Below are 19,458 nucleotides of genomic sequence, written 5' to 3'. Positions count from 1 at the left end.
CTTAGCACCGTCCGAAATGAAATGCAGACCTTGCTTCGCTTTGCGCGCCGATGTGCGGCTGCGAATGCAGCTTTCCTCTGCACATCGTGTGCATCCCGCGGAGCGTTTTTGTAATTAATATAGGAAAGTCAAAACTTTCCTATATTACAAGAAAAAGCCCGGAAATCCGGGCTTTCACATCTTGTATGAATTATAATAAACCTACTAAATGTCCTGCAATACCTACGATAAACAGACCAATAATAATGATGATTGGTGAAACATTTTTCTTTAATAACCACATACAGAACAGAGTTAACAGCAACGGAACAAGACCTGGAATCAGAGAATCTAAGTTGTTCTGAAGTGTTGTAACTTTTTCAGGTGTCAAAGACAAGCCTGATGCCTGCTGCTGCAGTGCCTGCTGAATTCCTGCAGAACCTTCCGGAAGTTTTGCCCAGTCAATATATGCACCATCACTTAACTGTACGGTTGATACAACCGGTTGGAAACTAATGTTAACCCAACGCTGAATCAGTGCACCAAGGACAAACATACCCAGAATTGAAGCACCTTTTGTAATTTTCTGCAATAAACCACCGGAAAGGTCCTCTGTAATTTTCGTTCCTACATTATAACCAAATTCCTGTGTATACCACATAAATGCCCAACGAATTACATTCCAAAGTACGAAGAAAAGGATTGGTCCAAGAATGCTTCCTCCGATTGCCAGAGAAGCTCCCAAAGCTCCCAGGATTGGTCTTGCTGTAAACCAGAATACCGGATCACCAACACCGGCTAAAGGTCCCATCATACCAACCTTTACACCCTGAATTGCGCTGTCTTCTACTTCTGCTCCATTGGCTCTGTCTTCTTCCAGCGCCAGTGTAACACCAATAACCGGAGAAGCCACGTATGGATGTGTATTAAAGAACTCCAGATGACGCTTTAACGCAGCAACCTGATCTTCCTTATTTGTATATAACTTTTTGATTGCCGGAATCATTGAATAACACCAGCCACCATTCTGCATACGCTCATAGTTCCATGATCCCTGAAGGAAAGTAGAACGCAATGCTACGGATAATCGATCTTTTTTCGTCAATGTAACTTTTTCTGCCATTTTTCTTACCTCCTTCTCAATCAATAATCATTCAAAATATCGCCAAGCGGATCCCCTGTGTTTCCACCGCCGCCATTACTTGATCCTGCATTTTCAGAAAGTTTCAGATAAATCAAAGCTAAGGATACAGCGATTGCTCCTAAAGAAATCAGTGTAAGGTCAGACAGCGCAGCCAGACAGAAACCAATTGCGAAAAATGGCCAGATTTCTTTTGTTGCCATCATGTTAATAACCATAGCATATCCTACGGCTACTACCATACCACCACCGATAGACATTCCGTCTGTCAGCCATGCCGGCATACTGTTTAATGCGTTAGATACAACAGATGCTGGAATTGCAAGCAGTGCCGCTGCCGGAATCGCAATACGAAGTCCCTGCATGCAGATCGCAATAATATGCCAGATTTCAATTCCTCTGAAATTTCCTTTTTCTGCTGCTGCATCCATTCTATGAACACAGATTACAGAAAGAGTACGAACGATCATTGTCAAGAATAAACCTGCAACTGCCAGTGGAATTGCAACTGCGATCGCAGTATCAACACCGGCTTTTCCCTGTCCTCCTAGAACAAGAATGATTGCGGAAGCTACAGAAGCCAAAGCGGCATCCGGTGCAACCGCAGCACCAATATTAGCCCATCCAAGTGCGATCATCTGAAGAGTTCCTCCAAGAATGATGCAAGGAACAAGCTGTCCGGACACAAGTCCGATCAATGTACACGCTACCAGCGGCTGATGGAACTGAAATTCATCAATGACACCTTCCATACCAGCCAGGAAAGCAACTATCACAATTAAAATCATTGAAACAATTGACATTATAATTCCTCCTATTCTATTTTTTGTGCAGATCGACTGCTAATTTAATTCTGCTTTTGCTTTTTTGAGCATCTCATCCATATTCTCAGGACTGTCACTCGGCACTTTTCTTACATTAAATGTAATGCCTTTAGCGATCAGCTGCTCAAATGTTTCCACATCTTCTTTTCCCATAGCTACTGCTTTTGTTACAACTACTTTTCCTGTGGAATGAGCCAAAGAACCAAGGTTGATTTCTTTAATATCCACTCCGCCTTCTACAGCTTTTAAAACATCCTGCGGAGTCTCAAACAACAGCAGTGCTTTTGTTTCTCCAAAGCGTGGATCCTTTGATACCTCGATCATTTTCTGAATCGGTACCACGTGAGCCTTCACTCCCGGAGGCGCCGCTTCAATGATCATTCTCTTACGAAGATCATCTTTTGCAACACTGTCAGATACGACAATGATACGGTCCGGTCCGACCATCTTTGTCCAGGTTGTCGCAACCTGACCATGAAGCAGACGAGTATCAATACGAGCAAGCCCGATTTTGATATGTCCGTCTCCCAATACTGTTCCTTCCGGGATTGCTCCCTGAGGTGCTGCTGTTGCTGCCGGTGCAGTCTCTTCTTTCTTCGGTTCCAGAGATTCCGGGAAGATTCTTACACCTTCTTTTCCACTTCCGGAAATTTGTGCTGCAACTTCATGTGCTGTATCCATTGTCATGCGAGACGCATATGCATCAATCAGCATCGGAAGATTCAGTCCGGCAACAATTGCCCACTTATCCTCATGCCCTGCAATTAATCCATTTGCCTGATTGAATGGAGTCCCACCCCATAAATCAACCATAAACAGCACTTCATCCTGATTTTCAAACCCGGCAATTGCATCTTCCATTTGCTTTTTGATATCTTCTGGACCCATGCTTGGCTGCAGCGTGCAAGCCTGTACATTTGGCTGATCCCCGAAAATCATGGAGCCGGACTGCAAAATGCCTTTGGCGAAATCACCATGTGTAGCAAGAATAATTCCTACCATTTTTCTTATTCCTCCTTTTCTAGATTTTATAAGCTAAATATATTTTTATAAGAACTTTATTAGCTCCTTATAAATAAAAAAACCTGATTCAAACCGCAAAATCTCTTCCAAAAAAAACTTCACGAAATTATTCCGCGAAGAATTCCTTCTCCGAAAATCTATGATTTAAATCAAGTTTAGCCTGCATTACCAGTAACAATCCTGATATAATGAATCTTATAAACTTTTTATCTTGTAGTAACCCGCTTAATATGTACCGTCAAGTACATCATTTCCTCATCCGTGATATCATGATTGCAGGTTTCTTTTACATAATGTTTAATCTTTTCCACACATTCTGCACATTCCTGGTACTTGCTTCGGATAATTGCCTGAAATTCAGTATCATCACTTTCAATCGCTTTTCCCATATAGATGCGCTGTGCAAAAAATTTTAAATGCGTAATGAATCTTTCATAGAAGACCGATTCTTTATCCAACTGATTTCCAAAATATTCATCAACAATTTTCAAAATATCATCGACCAATTTCGTCATGGAAACCATCTCGCTCATATCCAGATCCAGCTCTGCATTTACAATATGAAGCGCAATAAACGCAGCCTCATCTTGCGGAAGGGTCACCTTCAATTCTTTCTCAATCATTCCAATGGCAACTTTTCCAATCAGATATTCCTGATAATAGAATTTCTTGATTTCCCATAGAAAAGGATTCTGAAACGGAACTCCCATCTCTACCCTTTCAATTGCAAAGTTAATGTGATCTGTCAATGAAATGTAGATATTATCATTGATATTCTTCTGCAGCGTATCCTTTGCATACTGAATAATCTTATCACATACTCTCACGCGTTCGATCGGAAGATCTGCAACCATTTCCTGAAATCGTTCCGTCATACCGTGATCTTTCATCACATAGGTCTTCTCAACCTGACTTTCTGAAATCTCATCACCCTTACGTTTCTGAAATCCAAGTCCTTTCCCCATTAACACTACTTCACGATGGCTGTGATCTTCTGAAATTACAATGTTATTATTCACAATCTTTGTAATTTGCACAACTTCACCTCGTAAAATAGATTCAAGAAAACTTCTTTTCTTGCCCAGGCAACACAACTCATCGCCCTGTTCTTATGCTAACAAACATCCCGGTGTTTGTCAACCTTATTCCTTAAGAAAATTTTTATAATTTTTTTATATTTTTTAAAACTTCCTTTATTTTTTGATGTCTATTGTTTAGTATACACTTTTTTTCATCCCAGTGCAACATCTAAAATCATCATCAGAACAAATCCCATTGCAAAACCAATGGTTCCAAAATTAGAATGCTCTCCCTGCGCGGATTCCGGTATTAATTCTTCCACCACAACATAGATCATGGCTCCTGCCGCAAAAGATAAAAAATACGGAAGAACCGGCTCGATTCTGGAGGCTAGCAAAATGGTCACTGCCGCCCCAATGGGCTCCACAATACCAGATAAAACGCCATAGAAAAATGCTTTTCTTTTGCTGATTCCGGTTCCTAAAAGCGGCATTGAGATAATTGCTCCCTCTGGAAAATTCTGAATTGCAATTCCGATGGACAAAGCGGCCGCACCTGCCAGCGTCATTCCCTCATTGCCTGCCAGTACCCCTGCAAATACCACGCCCACTGCCATTCCCTCTGGGATATTATGAAGTGTCACCGCAAGCACCAGCATCGTTGATTTCGCCAAAGACTTTTTCATTCCCTCCGGTTCCTTATGATCCAAATGCATATGGGGTATGATCTCATCCATAATGAGCAAGAATAAGATACCAAGGAGAAATCCTGCTGCTGCCGGAAGAAATGACAGCTTTCCCATATGCTCTGACATATTCATGGAGGGAATCAAAAGTGACCAGACAGACGCCGCCACCATAACTCCCGATGCGAATCCCAATAAGCTTTTTTGAACTTTTGGCCTTAATTCATTTTTTAAGAAAAATACACCCGCCGCACCTGCAGCCGTTCCTATAAAGGGTATTATAATTCCGATAAAAATATTCATTCTTTTTTCTTCTTTCTATTTTTTATTTATTTTGATGCCGGCAGATCCGCTTTTCCAAGCAGACATGTGACGTATAATCTTTTGACTCCGGCATCTTGTTATTATAACACGTCATTCTTTCATTGAAAACTTGTATATTTTCACCAATTATGATACGATAAACGAACAAATTGAGAGGTAATTCATATGTTAAAATTAATTTCTATGGTCGGTTCGATCATTGACAAAGCTCAGAGAGATCATATCACAGCCTTCTCTGCACAGGCTGCATTCTTTACGATTCTCTCATTTTTTCCATTTCTAATTGTATTGTTAAGCCTGATGCGTTTTTTCCCGATTACTCCCAACGACATGATCGCTCTGGTCCAAACCTATCTTCCGGAACAATACAGCGCATCGGTCGTGCCAATTATTCGCTCTCTGAATGGAAAAATCACAACAACGTATATGTCTTTCACTGTGTTAACTTTATTATGGTCTGCATCCAAAGGAATTTTATCCATGATGACCGGTTTGAATACCATCCATGAGATCCCGGAAAAGCGCAACTATTTTGTTCTTCGCTTTATTTCCAGTATCTATATTGGGCTGATGGCAGTCGCTGTGCTGTTCGGTATGATTCTTCTGTTATTCGGTAACTCACTGTTGGTGCAGCTGTACCGTTTTCAGCCGCTTCTTGAAAATCAGCATGTTGTATTTGCCGTCATCCGGTTTTTACTGGCTTTTTTTACTTTTATGATTGTTTTTCTTATATTATTTAAGTTTCTTCCCAGCGAAAAATTTAAGATTACAGAAATTCTTCCCGGTGCATTTTTCAGTTCCATTGCGTGGATTGTTTTGTCTTTTTTCTTTTCCATGTACTTTGATAATTTTTCTATTTATAATATTATGTACGGTGGTCTGACCAGTATTCTCCTGACATTATTTTGGCTCTATTTTTGTATGATGATGTTCTTTATCGGTGCTGAAATCAACCGGTATTTTATCCTGCAGCGAAATAAAAAGCTTCGTCAGCCGGTTCAATAAGGTCCTGGTTCTGCAGTGATATAAATTTCCGTGAATGATTTTTGTTTGTTCGACAAAAATTCCCTTTCAACAAAATAAGCCCTTTTCAGAATATGATATTTCTCATAATTCTGAAAAGGGCTTATTCTATTGAGACGACAGTGCCGGAAATCCGACAACTCCACAGTCCATTTCCATCTTTCCGGAAAGCAAAAACTTTTCTATAACAAAACAAAATGTTTCGGTATTCCATTTTTATACGGAATCTTTACTTCTCCCTGAATTAACGGCTCCAAATAATCCAGAAGTTCTTCTGTAATATCATTGCCCTCCTCATTAATCCACTCCAACGGAACTTTTTTCTCATAATTGGCAATCTTGGAAAGATCCGCAAGATCAATTTCCACCTGATATGGATAATTTGAGATTCTTTTTACCGCAGACATTTTTCCGCTTTCTCCCCGAATAGCGCTCACTGCTGCAAACGCGCCCAAATTTCTTGATTCCATAATGTCTGTCTCGCTGAGCATATATCCTGCGCACCTTTGAAGAATATTCAATTCCACAGATCTGACCTTGCATCCAATTTTTTCTGCAACCAAGCCTTCCAGATATTTTCCAATTCCGGATAAATACTGATGTCCGAATGCGTCTTCTTTTCCGGATTTGGTCTCTTCCCCCACATAATGTCCGGAGGCATCCTTCACTCCCTCGCTGACTGCAACAATAATATTATTTTCTTTTTCCAAAGCTCGTTCTATGTCTTTTAGAAACTGTTCTTCCTCAAAAGCTTTTTCACAAAGATAAATCAGCTGCGGAACTCTTCTCCCGCCATTTCTTGCCAAAGCGGCTGATGCAGTCAGCCATCCGGCATTTCGTCCCATAACTTCCACAATGGTTACAGACGGCACATCATAGACAAAACAGTCGCATCCGATCTCTGTAAACGCAGTGGCAATAAATTTTGCCGCTGATCCAAATCCCGGACAATGATCGGTTTCTCCAAGATCATTGTCTATCGTCTTTGGCGCTCCCATAATTTTAATATCATCAATTCCATGTTCTTTACAATATACAGAAAGCTTATATACAGTATCCATGGAATCATTTCCTCCGGTATAAATAAAATATCCAATTTTATTTTTTCTTAAAATTCGGATAATCTCTTCAAATTCTTCTGCACTTTCTTTGGGATCTTTTAATTTCCATCGACAGGACCCCAGTGCGGCTGCCGGAGTAATTGCCAACAAATCTCTTTTTTCTTTTGTGTTACAAATCTCATCCAGATTTACAAAATTTTCGTTGAGCACTCCTTTAATTCCGTGAAGAGCGCCATACACATGTTCTACCTGATCACTTTGAATCCCTGCATCAATCACACCCGCGATGGTCGCATTTATTGCAGCAGAAGGTCCTCCTGACTGGGCAACAAGCATATTTTTCATAAAATCCTCCTTTATCTTTACATTTGTTCTTTTCGATTATACATTATTTTCATAGTTTTTGACAAATTTTTGAGTGAAATGTTGTGCAAATCAATCTCCATGTTTTTCCTAGACGAACGATCCCCGATTCGTTATAATGAAACTGCAGGATGAAATCCGACGGATTTTTCCATCGGTACTCAGTGAAAGGGAGGGTTCTAAAATGAACGCTAATTTAAATGAACTTCGGAAAGTTATGCTCGAACATCAAATCACCTATTATCTGATACCAAGTGAAGACCCCCATCAATCGGAATATGTTGACGATCATTTCAAATGCCGTCAATTTATTTCCGGCTTTACAGGTTCGGCAGGAACGCTGCTTATCAGTTCCAAAGAAGCATGGCTTTGGACCGACGGCAGATATTTTACTCAGGCAAAACAACAGCTTTCCCCTGACATTCACTTGATGAAGCAGGGAACCGCAGGCGTTCCTACAATTTTGGAATTTTTAGACCAGCATCTGACTGAAACAGACATTCTCGGCGTCAACGGAAATGTTATTTCCGCCGATTATGGGAAAAAATTGGCAAAGCTTTCCAAAAAGCATCATAGTACGTTTCAATATCATCATTTTCTGGCAGAAAAATTATGGATACCATTGGGACGTCCCGCTATGTCCAAACAGCCGATCTATGAACATGATCTGCGCTATACCGGCGAGACTTATGCATCAAAATTAAAACGTCTGAGAAATATTATGCAACAGGAAGGCGCACAGGCTTTATTTCTATCATCTCTCCCTGATATTGCATGGCTTTTTAACCTAAGAGGCGATGATATTGCATGCACCCCTTTATTTTACAGCTATGCATGGATCACTTTAGAGCAATGCTCTTTGTTTCTCCGAAGGGAATGCGTGAGCGCCGGCACATTCCGGCATTTGAGAGATTCCCACATCACCATTGGGGATTACGATAAAACAGCCTCTTTTTTAGACGAACAGCATACCAGCGTTTTGCTCGATACAAAACAAATCAGCTATGACCACTATCAACGGTTGTTTAAATGTAAAATCATTGATAAAAAAAATCCTGTCGAATCTATGAAAGCCATCAAAAACGATACGCAGATTTTTCATCTGAAACAATGTCATATCCGCGATGGCGTTGCAATGACTAAATTTATGTACTGGCTCAAAACCAATGCGGGGAAAGTTCCGATGACAGAACGTTCCATCGCTGATCGACTGGAACTTGAACGTAAAAAGCAGCCGGACTATACCGGTCCAAGTTTTGATACCATCTGTGCCTATAAAGCCCACGCTGCTATGATGCACTATCAATCTACAGAGGAAACTGATATGGAAATACAGGCGGAAGGTATGCTTCTCGTTGACTCCGGCGGACAGTATTACGGCGGAACCACTGACGTAACCCGAACTTTTATTCTTGGTCCCATTACCGATGAGGAACGACGCTGCTTTACACTGGTACTAAAGTCTATGCTTACATTGGCAGATGCAAAATTTCTCTTCGGATGCCGCGGAAGCAATCTTGATATTCTTGCCAGAGAGGCTCTCTGGCAAGAAGGCATAGATTACCAATGCGGTACAGGTCACGGCGTTGGATATTTTCTCGGAGTCCACGAGGGTCCCAATGCTTTTCGCTGGAGATCATATCCGGATGCCCTGGATGCTGTCTTAGAACCGGGCATGGTCATAACCGATGAACCCGGAGTTTATACTCCCGGAAAATTTGGCATCCGAACAGAAAATATGCTTTACTGTAAAAAATGGCGCAAGAACCAATATGGTACATTCCTTGCCTTTGAACCCCTGACTGCAGTTCCCATTGATTTAGACGGCGTTGACTTTTCTCTTTTAAATGAAGCAGAGAAGAAACTTTTAAAAGATTATCAACAGATGGTCTATGATACTGTAAATTCTTACTTAACCGACGAAGAAGCGACTTGGCTTAAAACACAGCTCATTCAATGACCGTTCTGTTGAAAACAAACCGTTATCAAAAAAGAATCCCGGATTTTTGAAAATCCTGGATTCTTTTTTGATAATACATAAACTGCTCTGTTCTGATCGGCAAACACTCTACTCCTCTGATTTGAGCCATGTTTCTTTTATTTTCTGATAACTTCCATCCGTATTCAGCACCTGAAGCGCTACATTAAATTGGTCCAAATACGGATAATTTTTCGAAAACATAATTCCATAGTTGCTTTCATCTGAATTTAATTTTTCTTCCAGCGCAATGACATTGGTCTGATCCCTATGCTCCTCAAAATATCTTTCTACTCCGGGAGCATCATAAATCGTTGCATCAATCCTGCCTTTTTCCAGATCCTCCAGCAATGCTTTCATCGATGTATAATATTTTATTTTATTTTGATGATCTGACATATAATCTTCCACATACTCTGCATTGGAGGTGCCTGCTTCCACGCCGATCACTTTTCCTTGAATTTCTTTGCGCTCTGTAATAAGTGTTTTTTTATGAATCATAATTTGAAGATATGTCTCGTAATAGGGATCCGTAAATGCAAACTGTTTCTGGCGTTCCTCTGTAATGGAAATTCCTGCTATTGCAAGATCCAGTTCTTTGCTTTTTATTTTCTTTTCCATTTCCGTTACAGTCATTGGATGCAGCTTGTATTCAAACCCTAAATATTCGCTGATTTTCTCTAACATGTCAATGTCAAATCCCACAATCCTTTTCTCCTGGGGATCATAATAAGAAAACGGTTCCATCTCATTGGACACTCCAACGTTCAGCGTCATCCCTTTCATGCTCCCTTTGACTTTGGAAGCTTCCACAACTTGTTTTTGTTCTTCTTTTTCCTCTTCTTTTTTCTGCCATGGCATACTGCACGCTCCCAGACAAAATACGAGGCTTATCATCATGACTGCTGCAAAAATTTTCTTCATGCCTAAATCTCCTTTTCTTCCCATATCATAGCACCGAAAAAATTAGAAGTCAATTTTCTCTGGCAATTTTTTCATCGTATAAACTATGTCCAATTTGTCCATCATTTTATTAGAATGATTTACAAATGGAGGAATCACTATGGCACTAAACAAAGTTGAAATATGCGGAGTAAACACTTCTGCTCTTCCGCTCCTGAGCGATGAAGAAAAAGATTCATTATTTGAACGAATTGAACAGGGAGATCAGGCAGCACGGGAACAATACATCAAGGGAAATTTAAGACTGGTGCTGAGTGTCATCCAGCGCTTTTCCGGAAGCAGTGAAAATGCAGATGATTTATTTCAAGTAGGGTGTATCGGGCTGATGAAAGCCATTGACAATTTTGACCGAAGTCTCAACGTCAAATTTTCGACTTACGCAGTCCCAATGATTATCGGAGAAGTCAAACGATATTTGCGGGACAATAATACTATGCGTGTCAGCCGTTCCCTCAGGGATATCGCCTATAAAGCAATGAACGCGAAAGAACGTCTGACCAAAAAGCTCAACTGCGAACCCTCTTTGGAACGCATTGCAAAAGAAATTGATATGAAAAAAGAAGATGTTTTGTTTGCTTTGGACGCCATTGCAACACCTCTCTCCTTATACGAACCGGTTTATCAGGATGGAGGAGACACCTTATATCTGATGGACCAAGTGAAAGATAAGAAGAATAAAGAAGATCTCTGGGTGGAATCCATTGCTTTAAAAGAAGCTATGAACCGTCTCTCCGACCGTGAATATCACATTATTCGTCTCCGATTCTTTGAAGGCAAAACCCAAACCGAGGTTGCCGATGAAATCAGCATCTCTCAGGCGCAAGTAAGCCGTCTGGAAAAAAATGCATTAAAGCATATGAAGTCTCATCTCTCCGATTAAAACCAAGCGATCTCTTCTCATGCACTCGGTGCGTATTTTGCGAGATAGGAAAGCAAGGCTTTTTTATAATCAGCGAAAAAGAGAAATGTTTGCCAAATTGTAACAAAGGAAAGCTGATAATGCTTTCCTTTGTTACAAAATATTTTTCTTTTTTAGGATATACACTGCAATCAGACAGACGATCAATGAAAACACCGATATAATTGCAAATCCATAAATATCTCTTGCAAACGGCATTCCCGCAATATTTACATTCATTCCATACAAACCGGAGATCATGGTCGGCAGTTCTAAAATGATGGTAATTGCTGCTAAAAATTTCATCACCTGGTTCAAATTATTATCAATGATGGAGCCAAACAAAGACATCGTACTTCTTAAAATATTATGATAAATATCTGTCATCTCCATCGCCTGTTTATTCTCTATAATAACGCCCTCCAAAAGTTCCTGATCTTCCTCATAATGGCGCAGTCCAATATGTTTTCGTAATTTTTCCAGAACCACTTCATTGGATTTCAATGCTGTTGTAAAATAAACCAGACATTTTTCCAAATCATACAGCTGAATCAAATCTTTATTCCGGTAAGTTTCGTGAAGCAGATCTTCTACCTGATTTGCCCGCTGATCAATCACTCGCAGATAGTATAGAAATAATGCGGCGTTATTATAAAGAATCTGATATACAAAACGGGTTTTCATAAAGGTATAAAAATTAGATACCAGTCCGTCGATAAACTGTTTTAAAATATTCGTCTCTTCCAGACAAACTGTAAATACAATCTTTCTCGTAATAAAAATCCCCAGAGGAATCGTCTCATACCATTTCTTATGATCTTCCTCTTCCACCACTGGAATATTTACAAGAATCATTGTATAATTTTCCTCATTTTCCAGACGGGAGCGTTCTTCTGTATCCAGCGCGGCCTTCAAATCATCCATATCAATATCGTAGGACTCTGAAATTCCCATCAATTCACTCATCGTTGGGTCCGTAATCATTACCCATGATTCCAATTCAATATGGTCAAGCTCTTTTAATTCTTTTTGTCCTTCATAATTCTTAAAAATCTGGATCATTGTTCCTCTCCTTCTCTGCCCTTAAGTATACCTTATCGGACGCGGTCCGTCCAGTGCGAAGAAGTATGAATTCACAAATATTCCATTTTCTTTTTTACTCAAATGGGTATTTCATGCCCCATTGTGTTTTTATACTTGTGAGAATCCGCATGGTATCTCTGGTAATCTCCTGGCAGTGATCCTGAAGGGTTCCCGCAACAGCTCCCTCCATTGCTTCAACCTCATACTGCAGAGCATCCTCACTTTTTCCTGCTTCCACAGTCTCGACCTCTCCGGTTGCTGTATTCGTAATCGTTGCCTTACATGCTCTTGGATACTCATAAACCTCAATATATCCCTGATCTCCGGTAACCACGCCCCGTTTTGGCTGTTTCGCACGAAGCGTCAGACACATAACAACCATCTCGCCTTTGGTATTCTTCATAAGAATTCCGGACTGCTCATCTGCCCCTGTTTCCAGATATTCTACGGTTGTAAGAATGGTATTTGGCATCTCGCTTAAAAATGTTCTTGCAAATGCAGTTGCATAAACTCCAATATCCAGCAAAGCTCCACCCGCTGCCTCCAAAGCAAAAAAGCGATTGGAAGAATCATAACCCTTGTTGCTTCCAAAGTTTACCTGAATCATTTTGGTCTTTCCAATGGCTCCCTCTTCCATTCTCTCTTTTAATTTCCGGTACAATGGCATATGTGAGATTGTCATAGCTTCCCGCACAATCACATGATGTTCCTCTGCCAGTTTAAGAACCTCCTCTAATTGCTGTGCATTCACAGTGATTGCCTTTTCACACAGCACATGTTTGCCTGCACATACAGCCTCTTTCATGTTTTCATAATGCATACTGTGCGGTGTAGCAATATAAATAATATCAATCGCCTCATCTGCAAGCATATCCTCATAGCTAGAAAAAACATGCTTTACTCCGTATGTTTTCGCGTATTTTTCTGCTTTTTCTAACGTCCGATTACAAATTCCATAAATTTCTTTTCCCATTTTTTGAAATGCTGCTCCCATTTCATTTGCAATGGTTCCGCATCCCAAGATTCCCCATGTGCTCATTCCACTTCATCTCCTATTCACGCAATGATTTTATTTTCTTCTCGTTAATTTTCTGATTCCATCTTTTCCCGCAGCCAACGCCCCAGTTGCAACTTGATAAAAAAGCGAAGTCTCAATAACACCTGTGATCTGCTTCAATTGACAATCTAATGTTTCCAGATCCGGCAACTCCCTGAAATAAAGTTCCAGCAAATGGCGATCTCGTATTTTCACCGAAGCTCCCATTGTCTCTGCCTGTGCGGTCACATATTGAATTGCTTCCGGTACAATCTCCAACACAATTGGAATTTCGTTTCCTAAAGTTTCACACACCTTTGTTTCATCCACCAACAGCACATATTCCTCGGACATTCTGGCAATGATTTTTTCCAAAGTATGAATTCCGCCTCCGCTCTTATAAGCATTCAACTGCCTGTCTATTTGATCGCAGCCGTCAAATGCAATCTCCAATTTTTTCACCTGCACTGTTTCAATCACAGGAAGCTCCAATTTTCGACAAGTTTCAGCTGTTTCTTTTGACGGTGTCACCACTTGAATGGAAGGTTTTTTCTCTTTTATATATTCTGCAAGATACCCTATGGTTTCTCCGCCTCCAAGCCCTATAACTCCTTGATCCGGCACCAGCTCCAGTGCCGCTTTTGCACATAATCGCTTCACATCGTCCTCCTTTCTTGCGGTGCAGAAAATTATTTTATATATTGATTTTATCACGAAATTTTATTTTGTCAATCCCGCATTGCATTTTTTTGAGTTTCATTATAAAATGAAAGAAGAAAAAGGAAAGGAGTCTTTTTATGAAAAAAGCATTTAAAGATCTTTGCAAACTGGCTACAATCGTAGCTACTGTTGCCACAGTTACTTATATTGCCCGCGATCAAATCAAAGCAATTCTAAAGAAACTCAAAGAAGTAATTTCCGGCAGCAACCTTGATGATGATTTTGATGATGAATCATTTGACGACGAACCTTTTGATGACGAAGATATCTTTCCAGAACCATCAGAAGAAGACAGAGATTACGTTTCCATCAACATTACCGCTGATCATAACGATGAAACGCCGGCAAAGACTGTAACAAAAGAATTTGCAGCGAACGCTGCCGAATAACAGAGCGGACAAGTCCGCCAGAGCTTTTGTTTCCCTTTTTTTGATTTTGAGAGACGCAAGCCTTAAAATATTGTAAAGGGCGCTACTGCAAAAATAGATGCATCATTTACTTTTGCAGCAGCGCCCTTTCTTTGATTCCTTGTTTCTAAAAAATTAAATTCGAATCTTTTTTGATTTTGAATAACTTCCAAAATACTTCTTTCCACTGATCTGTTTATACGCCCGGATTCTCACATAATAAACTTTTTTCCTTTGAAGCTTTTTGGTACGGTAAGTATGCTTTCCGGAACCTTTCATCTGTTTTATTCTTTTATATTTTCCCCGTTTCCCCCGCTTCATATAGACGCGGTATCCGGTACAGCCCTTTATTTTCTTATTTATAATTTGCAATCTTCTCCCATGCTTTTTCATTCGAAAAGCCGCTTTCTTCGGTCTTGTACCGGATTTATGTGCTGAAGAATAGTTGCCGTAAATTGTGATGTTCTTTGTTTTGCCGGAGGTTGTCTTATATGAAATCTTACGATATGGACATATTTTATAGTAATAGACCGCCGCAGATTTCCTTTTTTTGTCTCGATAGGATGTATATTGGGAAGAAACCGTCTTTATCTTTTTATATCCTGAATTTTTCTTTTTGGAGCGGTAAATACGATACCCACTGACTCCTCCGAGCTTTTTCCACTTTAATTTCACTGAGGTTGTGTTTCGGCTGGTAGTTTTCAGAGAAGGTTTCTCAAGAATTTTTACCGTCGCCTGATGTCCAAGGAAAATCGGATCCAGCGCACCGCCAATATAACATCCATCTGCATATTCCACCACAATATCATCAAATACATACTGTATCGTAGTTTGTTGATATTTTCCCAAATAATAAATCAAATCCTTTTTCATCTGAGCAAGATAAGAAGATTTGCATTTTATTTGAATCCTGTTTACAGCTCCCGCTTTATGATTGATCTTAGTCCATTCTGTTTTTCCATTTAAAAAAGTAAAATTCCCCTCTGGATTCAAATGAAATGCCTTTACGCCCTGTTTTCCTTTTGCCCGATATGTATACGTCAAAACTCCACTGGTCTGATATATGTCCAGTCGTCCCAAACTGCGGAAGGCTTCTCCCTCCGATGAACCCCATGTGCCGGACCAATCATTCAAAGAATTAAATCCATCATGATGTTCGTCCTCGTAATACGGAGTATCATAGGCAAAAAACAAACTTTTGATTTTCTGATTTTGTTTATTATATATGAAAATCTCATCTGTCATGTTTAAAGATGTAGACACTCTGGAATTTGAAAAATTAATCCGAATTTCTGCCTTTTGAGAAGATGACGATACTGTCAGCCGAAGATCTTTTTTTCCGGCATCGCTCTTCATTTCTGCCCGTATTCCCGTTAGATCTATTTTCGCCCCATTCTTTACTGTAAGCGTCAGTGTCTGTGTTTTAGGCAGATCAATCTCTCCATTGTCCTGCCTTTTTGTCGCTGATAAAGTATAAACCTTGTCTGCCCCTCTTTGAAATGTATGTCCGCTGTATGCAGCCTCAATATCATCTGCTGTTTTAGTCTGCTCAGATGCCCCGATAGGAATTGTCGTCATTCCAAATAAAAGAATCAAAAAAATTACAACGATCTTTTTCATACCTTCACACCTTCCCTCCACTAAAGCTTAATGTACTGCTTCTTTCAGCATTCTCCTTAAGTCTTCTACGCTGTAATGATACTGCGTATTACAAAAATGACAATTTACTTCAATAGGCTCCCCATCATCAATCATAGACTGAATTTCTTCTTTCCCTACGCTGATCACAGCCTGTTCTACCCGTTCTTTTGAACAATTACAGAAGAATTTTGTAGGCATTGTATCATAAATCTTCATTCCCAGATCCCCTAAAAGCTCTTCCATCATCTTTTCCGGAGTATGTTCCTTTTCCAGCGCTGCCGTTACAGACTGAAATTTCGCAATCTTTTTCTCCAGCTCGCTGATCGTTTTCTCCTCTGCAAAAGGCATCATCTGAATGATAAATCCTCCTGCCTGCCGCACAGTATTATCTTTATTCATCAAAACGCCCAATGCTACCGAAGTAGGAATCTGTTCACTGGCTGCAAAATAATAAGTTAAATCCTCGGCAATTTCTCCGGACACCAAATGCGTCTGCCCGGAATAAGGCTCCTTTAGTCCAATATCTTTGATTACAGTCAAAACGCCCAAATCCAGCGCCTTTCCCACATCCAGCTTGCCCTCTTTGCTTGGCGGAAGCATAATTTCCGGATGATTGACATATCCTTTCACGTTCGCCTTGGAATCTGAAGTAACGGTAAGCCCTCCAATCGGTCCGCTGCACTGAATCTGCAGTGTAATCACATCGCTGTCATTTTTGCACATACTCCCCATCATTGCTCCGGCTGTCAACAATCTTCCCAATGCTGCAGTGGCAACCGGGCTGGTATTGTGCTTCTGTCTCGCATTCTCCACAACGTCCTTTGTGCAGGCGGCAAAAAAACGAATCTGGTCCTGAGCCGCTGTTCCTCTGATAATATAATCACTCATAATATTTCCTTCCTAAATTTACATTCTATTTTGTACAAGCCTGTGCAATGAAATAGCAACGTTCTGTTTCCTCCACCGGTTCTCTCATTGTTTCTGCATCCAAAACTTCTGCGGAAACAAATCCGTTCTCCAAAAGCATCTGGCAAATTTCCTGAGTATCGTATGCCTTCTGAAGATGCAATTCCTGAAACTTATCATAAGTACCCCTCTCGTTTTTTATGAAAAGACTCAGTTGATACTCGTTTATTCGTTCTTCTTCATCATAGAAATTCTCCCAAATAAAGCTTGCATCTTCTCGATCCTCCGCAAAGGTATTGCAGGCTAAAATCTGTTCGTATTTAAAACGAGTATTCATATCAAACAGAAAGATTCCTCCATCCTTCAGTGAATTTCTAACCCGCTTAAAAACTTCCCGCAAATCTTTTTCATCCAAAATATAATTCAAACAGTCACAGATACTAATGGCGGCATCCATTTTCTCCGGCACTTCCAAGGATACCATATCCTGCATCACATATAAAACGGGATCTGCTGATGCATTGGCGGCAATTTCCAGCATTTGTGCCGAACAGTCCACTGCTGTCACCTCAAATCCAGCGCGGCTGAGTCGGCGGGACATCTTACCGGTTCCGCATCCCAGATCTAAAATCTTTCCCTTTTTGGGAACCAGAAACCGCGAAAAAACCGTTTGAAGGTTCCAAAACCATGTATCATAGGGCGTCTGATCCATAAATTCATCATATACTCTGGCAAAATTCTTATAACTTTCCATTGTTTTCCTTTCTAAAGCAGCGGAGCCAGAAGTCTTAAGATACTTTGAACCAAAGTTTTTCCAAGATTTCCCCGGCACATCTGTCTTGTAATATGCCGGCTGATCTCAAATGTATTTAGCATATCCTTTTTCATCTGTTCCACCACATCATTCTTGTAGAGAAAAACACCGTTTTCAAAATGAAGATACAGGCTGCGAAAATCCATATTGATGGTTCCTACTGTGGCTACCTTATCATCACTGACAAAGCACTTTGCATGAATAAAGCCCGGCGTATACTGATAAATTGTAATCCCTGCATCTACAAGCTGACCGTAATAAGACTGTGTCAGCCAGAATACTGCTTTCTTATCTGGAATCTCCGGTGTCACAATTCTTACATCCACCCCGCGCTTGGCAGCCAGACACAACGCTGTCATCATCTCATTATCAATAATTAAATACGGTGTATAAATATAAACATAATGGTTTGCAGTGTTAATGATATTCAAATAAACATTTTCACCAACGATTTCATGGTCCAGAGGGTTATCCGCATAAGGCTGGATATATCCCTTTCCCACAAAGGCTTCGTCGTAATGTTTATGAGGCAGAAACGCACCATATCCTTCATCGGTTTTTCGCAGAGCATTCCAAACCTGTAAAAACATCACGGTAAAATTCCAAACCGCATCTCCGGTCACCCGAAGTCCGGCGTCCTTCCAATAACCAAAACGCTCGATACGATTGATATATTCATCCGCTAAATTGAGTCCGCCTGTGTATGCCGTGTGACCGTCAATCACAATGACCTTTCGATGATCTCGATTATTCCACGCCGTAGAAACCAACGGTTTGATCGGATTGAATGCCATTGCCATAATTCCGTACTTTTCCAGTTCTTTATAATATTTATAAGGCAGAAGATCAACACATCCCACGTCATCATACATGAAACGGACTTCCACTCCGTCATCGACCCGCTCCTTCAAAATCTCCAGAATCGTATCCCACATATACCCACGGGCTACAATGAAAAATTCCATAAAAATATAATGCTTTGCCTTCTTTAAATCTTCCAGAAGCTCCTCAAACATTGCTTCTCCAGATGGATAATATTGGGCATCTGAATTTTGATAAATCGGATATCCTCCATATCGGTCAATGTATTTTGCCTGACCTGCCACCTGAAAATCTTCTTTTTCCAGATTCTCCATCACGCTGTAATCCTGTCCCAATAAAAACTGCGTATCTTCAATGGACTCTTCCAGGGCATGTCTCAATTTTCTTGACGGCTGCTTATCACCAAGCATCAGATAAAGCACAGCCCCGAAAATCGGAAAAATTAAAATCGGGATTGTCCATGCCAGCTTATATGCAGGATTGTCATCTTTGTTGGCAATATACACAACCAGCAAAATGGCACCAATTCGGAAAATCCACTCAATCAGCTTTGAATATTCTCCAATTACCATGAACAGATATGTCATCCAAACAATCTGCAAAACAATGGCAACTGCCACAAACACAAGCCTGCGAAGAAGAAATTTTAAAATTTTTGAGATTGGTTTTGTTAAGTTTTCTGTAAATTTCATCACTTTCTCCTGCTTACTAAAATTCGTGTTTTCATATTTCTCTTTATCATATCAA

At 40.3% G+C, this 19,458-nt stretch carries 18 protein-coding genes; 4 read left to right on the top strand and 14 right to left on the bottom strand.

The genetic code is table 11. From position 1 onward, the window contains the following. Positions 1-190: 190 nt before the first annotated feature. From AC27EF_RS10630 to AC27EF_RS10610, 5 genes are all read right to left on the bottom strand, one after another. Positions 191-1,102 (bottom strand): PTS system mannose/fructose/sorbose family transporter subunit IID, encoded by a 912-nt coding sequence (locus AC27EF_RS10630; protein ID WP_487110735.1) that lies wholly within the window; start codon positions 1,100-1,102, stop codon positions 191-193. A gap of 20 nt (positions 1,103-1,122) precedes the next feature. Beyond that, the gene (locus tag AC27EF_RS10625; protein WP_487110734.1) at positions 1,123-1,923 is read right to left on the bottom strand and encodes a PTS mannose/fructose/sorbose transporter subunit IIC; all 801 of its coding nucleotides are present in this window, start codon (positions 1,921-1,923) and stop codon (positions 1,123-1,125) included. Positions 1,924-1,962: 39 nt separating this feature from the next. Then, positions 1,963-2,946 carry a PTS sugar transporter subunit IIB gene (locus tag AC27EF_RS10620; protein ID WP_487110733.1) on the bottom strand — a complete coding sequence of 328 codons (984 nt, stop codon included), beginning with the start codon at positions 2,944-2,946 and terminating at the stop codon, positions 1,963-1,965. A gap of 227 nt (positions 2,947-3,173) precedes the next feature. Further along, entirely contained in the window at positions 3,174-4,004 is an 831-nt protein-coding gene (licT, locus tag AC27EF_RS10615) for a BglG family transcription antiterminator LicT (RefSeq protein WP_487110732.1), read from the bottom strand. A gap of 194 nt (positions 4,005-4,198) precedes the next feature. Continuing rightward, the gene (locus tag AC27EF_RS10610) at positions 4,199-4,975 is read right to left on the bottom strand and encodes a ZIP family metal transporter (protein WP_487110731.1); all 777 of its coding nucleotides are present in this window, start codon (positions 4,973-4,975) and stop codon (positions 4,199-4,201) included. Between the two features lie 186 nt (positions 4,976-5,161). On the opposite strand from AC27EF_RS10610, the gene AC27EF_RS10605 reads away from it, so the two are divergent. Next, entirely contained in the window at positions 5,162-6,001 is an 840-nt protein-coding gene (locus AC27EF_RS10605; RefSeq protein WP_487110730.1) for a YihY/virulence factor BrkB family protein, read from the top strand. A gap of 200 nt (positions 6,002-6,201) precedes the next feature. On the opposite strand, the gene AC27EF_RS10600 is transcribed toward AC27EF_RS10605, so the two are convergent. Then, entirely contained in the window at positions 6,202-7,425 is a 1,224-nt protein-coding gene (locus AC27EF_RS10600; protein ID WP_487110729.1) for a 6-phosphofructokinase, read from the bottom strand. A gap of 202 nt (positions 7,426-7,627) precedes the next feature. Here AC27EF_RS10600 and AC27EF_RS10595 point away from each other — a divergent pair, with 202 nt between their 5' ends. Next, complete coding sequence (locus tag AC27EF_RS10595) at positions 7,628-9,403, top strand: M24 family metallopeptidase (RefSeq protein ID WP_487110728.1); 1,776 nt, start codon at positions 7,628-7,630, stop codon at positions 9,401-9,403. A 108-nt stretch (positions 9,404-9,511) separates the two neighbouring features. Here the strand turns inward: AC27EF_RS10595 and AC27EF_RS10590 are convergent, their stop codons facing one another. Then, positions 9,512-10,345 carry a substrate-binding periplasmic protein gene (locus tag AC27EF_RS10590; protein WP_487110727.1) on the bottom strand — a complete coding sequence of 278 codons (834 nt, stop codon included), beginning with the start codon at positions 10,343-10,345 and terminating at the stop codon, positions 9,512-9,514. A 139-nt stretch (positions 10,346-10,484) separates the two neighbouring features. Between AC27EF_RS10590 and sigG the strand changes: the two genes are divergently transcribed. Beyond that, entirely contained in the window at positions 10,485-11,264 is a 780-nt protein-coding gene (gene sigG, locus AC27EF_RS10585) for an RNA polymerase sporulation sigma factor SigG (protein WP_487110726.1), read from the top strand. A gap of 132 nt (positions 11,265-11,396) precedes the next feature. Here sigG and AC27EF_RS10580 read toward each other — a convergent pair whose 3' ends face one another. The 3 genes from AC27EF_RS10580 to rpiA form a co-directional block, all read right to left on the bottom strand. Further along, positions 11,397-12,344, bottom strand: coding sequence for a magnesium transporter CorA family protein (locus AC27EF_RS10580; RefSeq protein WP_487110725.1), 948 nt, complete (start codon positions 12,342-12,344; stop codon positions 11,397-11,399). Between the two features lie 94 nt (positions 12,345-12,438). Further along, positions 12,439-13,404, bottom strand: a complete 966-nt coding sequence (locus AC27EF_RS10575; protein ID WP_487110724.1) for a Gfo/Idh/MocA family protein — start codon at positions 13,402-13,404, stop codon at positions 12,439-12,441. 30 nt (positions 13,405-13,434) lie between these two features. Then, positions 13,435-14,061, bottom strand: a complete 627-nt coding sequence (gene rpiA, locus AC27EF_RS10570) for a ribose 5-phosphate isomerase A (RefSeq protein WP_487110723.1) — start codon at positions 14,059-14,061, stop codon at positions 13,435-13,437. 137 nt (positions 14,062-14,198) lie between these two features. Between rpiA and AC27EF_RS10565 the strand changes: the two genes are divergently transcribed. Beyond that, the gene (locus AC27EF_RS10565; protein ID WP_487110722.1) at positions 14,199-14,510 is read left to right on the top strand and encodes a DNA-directed RNA polymerase subunit delta; all 312 of its coding nucleotides are present in this window, start codon (positions 14,199-14,201) and stop codon (positions 14,508-14,510) included. Between the two features lie 153 nt (positions 14,511-14,663). Here the strand turns inward: AC27EF_RS10565 and AC27EF_RS10560 are convergent, their stop codons facing one another. The 4 genes from AC27EF_RS10560 to cls are packed head-to-tail and all read right to left on the bottom strand — an operon-like array spanning position 14,664 to position 19,403. Next, positions 14,664-16,148, bottom strand: a complete 1,485-nt coding sequence (locus AC27EF_RS10560; protein ID WP_487110721.1) for a fibronectin type III domain-containing protein — start codon at positions 16,146-16,148, stop codon at positions 14,664-14,666. Positions 16,149-16,175: 27 nt separating this feature from the next. Continuing rightward, complete coding sequence (gene hslO / locus AC27EF_RS10555) at positions 16,176-17,057, bottom strand: Hsp33 family molecular chaperone HslO (RefSeq protein WP_487110720.1); 882 nt, start codon at positions 17,055-17,057, stop codon at positions 16,176-16,178. 25 nt (positions 17,058-17,082) lie between these two features. Further along, positions 17,083-17,829 (bottom strand): class I SAM-dependent DNA methyltransferase, encoded by a 747-nt coding sequence (locus tag AC27EF_RS10550; protein WP_487110719.1) that lies wholly within the window; start codon positions 17,827-17,829, stop codon positions 17,083-17,085. A gap of 11 nt (positions 17,830-17,840) precedes the next feature. Further along, entirely contained in the window at positions 17,841-19,403 is a 1,563-nt protein-coding gene (cls, locus tag AC27EF_RS10545) for a cardiolipin synthase (protein WP_487110718.1), read from the bottom strand. Positions 19,404-19,458 lie beyond the last annotated feature (55 nt).

It is taken from the genome of Anaerostipes stercorihominis, assembly GCF_057535655.1.
Note: the sequence above shows the minus strand (reverse complement) of the source record. Positions and strands in the feature narration are given on the sequence as shown.

Excerpts from the sequence above, each read along its gene's own strand:
- AC27EF_RS10630 (WP_487110735.1), bottom strand. The coding sequence starts at position 1,102 with ATGGCAGAAAAAGTTACATTGACGAAAAAAGATCGATTATCCGTAGCA.
- AC27EF_RS10625 (WP_487110734.1), bottom strand. The coding sequence starts at position 1,923 with ATGTCAATTGTTTCAATGATTTTAATTGTGATAGTTGCTTTCCTGGCT.
- AC27EF_RS10620 (WP_487110733.1), bottom strand. The coding sequence starts at position 2,946 with ATGGTAGGAATTATTCTTGCTACACATGGTGATTTCGCCAAAGGCATT.
- AC27EF_RS10610 (WP_487110731.1), bottom strand. The coding sequence starts at position 4,975 with ATGAATATTTTTATCGGAATTATAATACCCTTTATAGGAACGGCTGCA.
- AC27EF_RS10605 (WP_487110730.1), top strand. The coding sequence starts at position 5,162 with ATGTTAAAATTAATTTCTATGGTCGGTTCGATCATTGACAAAGCTCAG.
- AC27EF_RS10600 (WP_487110729.1), bottom strand. The coding sequence starts at position 7,425 with ATGAAAAATATGCTTGTTGCCCAGTCAGGAGGACCTTCTGCTGCAATA.
- AC27EF_RS10595 (WP_487110728.1), top strand. The coding sequence starts at position 7,628 with ATGAACGCTAATTTAAATGAACTTCGGAAAGTTATGCTCGAACATCAA.
- AC27EF_RS10590 (WP_487110727.1), bottom strand. The coding sequence starts at position 10,345 with ATGAAGAAAATTTTTGCAGCAGTCATGATGATAAGCCTCGTATTTTGT.
- sigG (WP_487110726.1), top strand. The coding sequence starts at position 10,485 with ATGGCACTAAACAAAGTTGAAATATGCGGAGTAAACACTTCTGCTCTT.
- AC27EF_RS10580 (WP_487110725.1), bottom strand. The coding sequence starts at position 12,344 with ATGATCCAGATTTTTAAGAATTATGAAGGACAAAAAGAATTAAAAGAG.
- AC27EF_RS10575 (WP_487110724.1), bottom strand. The coding sequence starts at position 13,404 with ATGAGCACATGGGGAATCTTGGGATGCGGAACCATTGCAAATGAAATG.
- AC27EF_RS10565 (WP_487110722.1), top strand. The coding sequence starts at position 14,199 with ATGAAAAAAGCATTTAAAGATCTTTGCAAACTGGCTACAATCGTAGCT.
- AC27EF_RS10560 (WP_487110721.1), bottom strand. The coding sequence starts at position 16,148 with ATGAAAAAGATCGTTGTAATTTTTTTGATTCTTTTATTTGGAATGACG.
- hslO (WP_487110720.1), bottom strand. The coding sequence starts at position 17,057 with ATGAGTGATTATATTATCAGAGGAACAGCGGCTCAGGACCAGATTCGT.
- AC27EF_RS10550 (WP_487110719.1), bottom strand. The coding sequence starts at position 17,829 with ATGGAAAGTTATAAGAATTTTGCCAGAGTATATGATGAATTTATGGAT.
- cls (WP_487110718.1), bottom strand. The coding sequence starts at position 19,403 with ATGAAATTTACAGAAAACTTAACAAAACCAATCTCAAAAATTTTAAAA.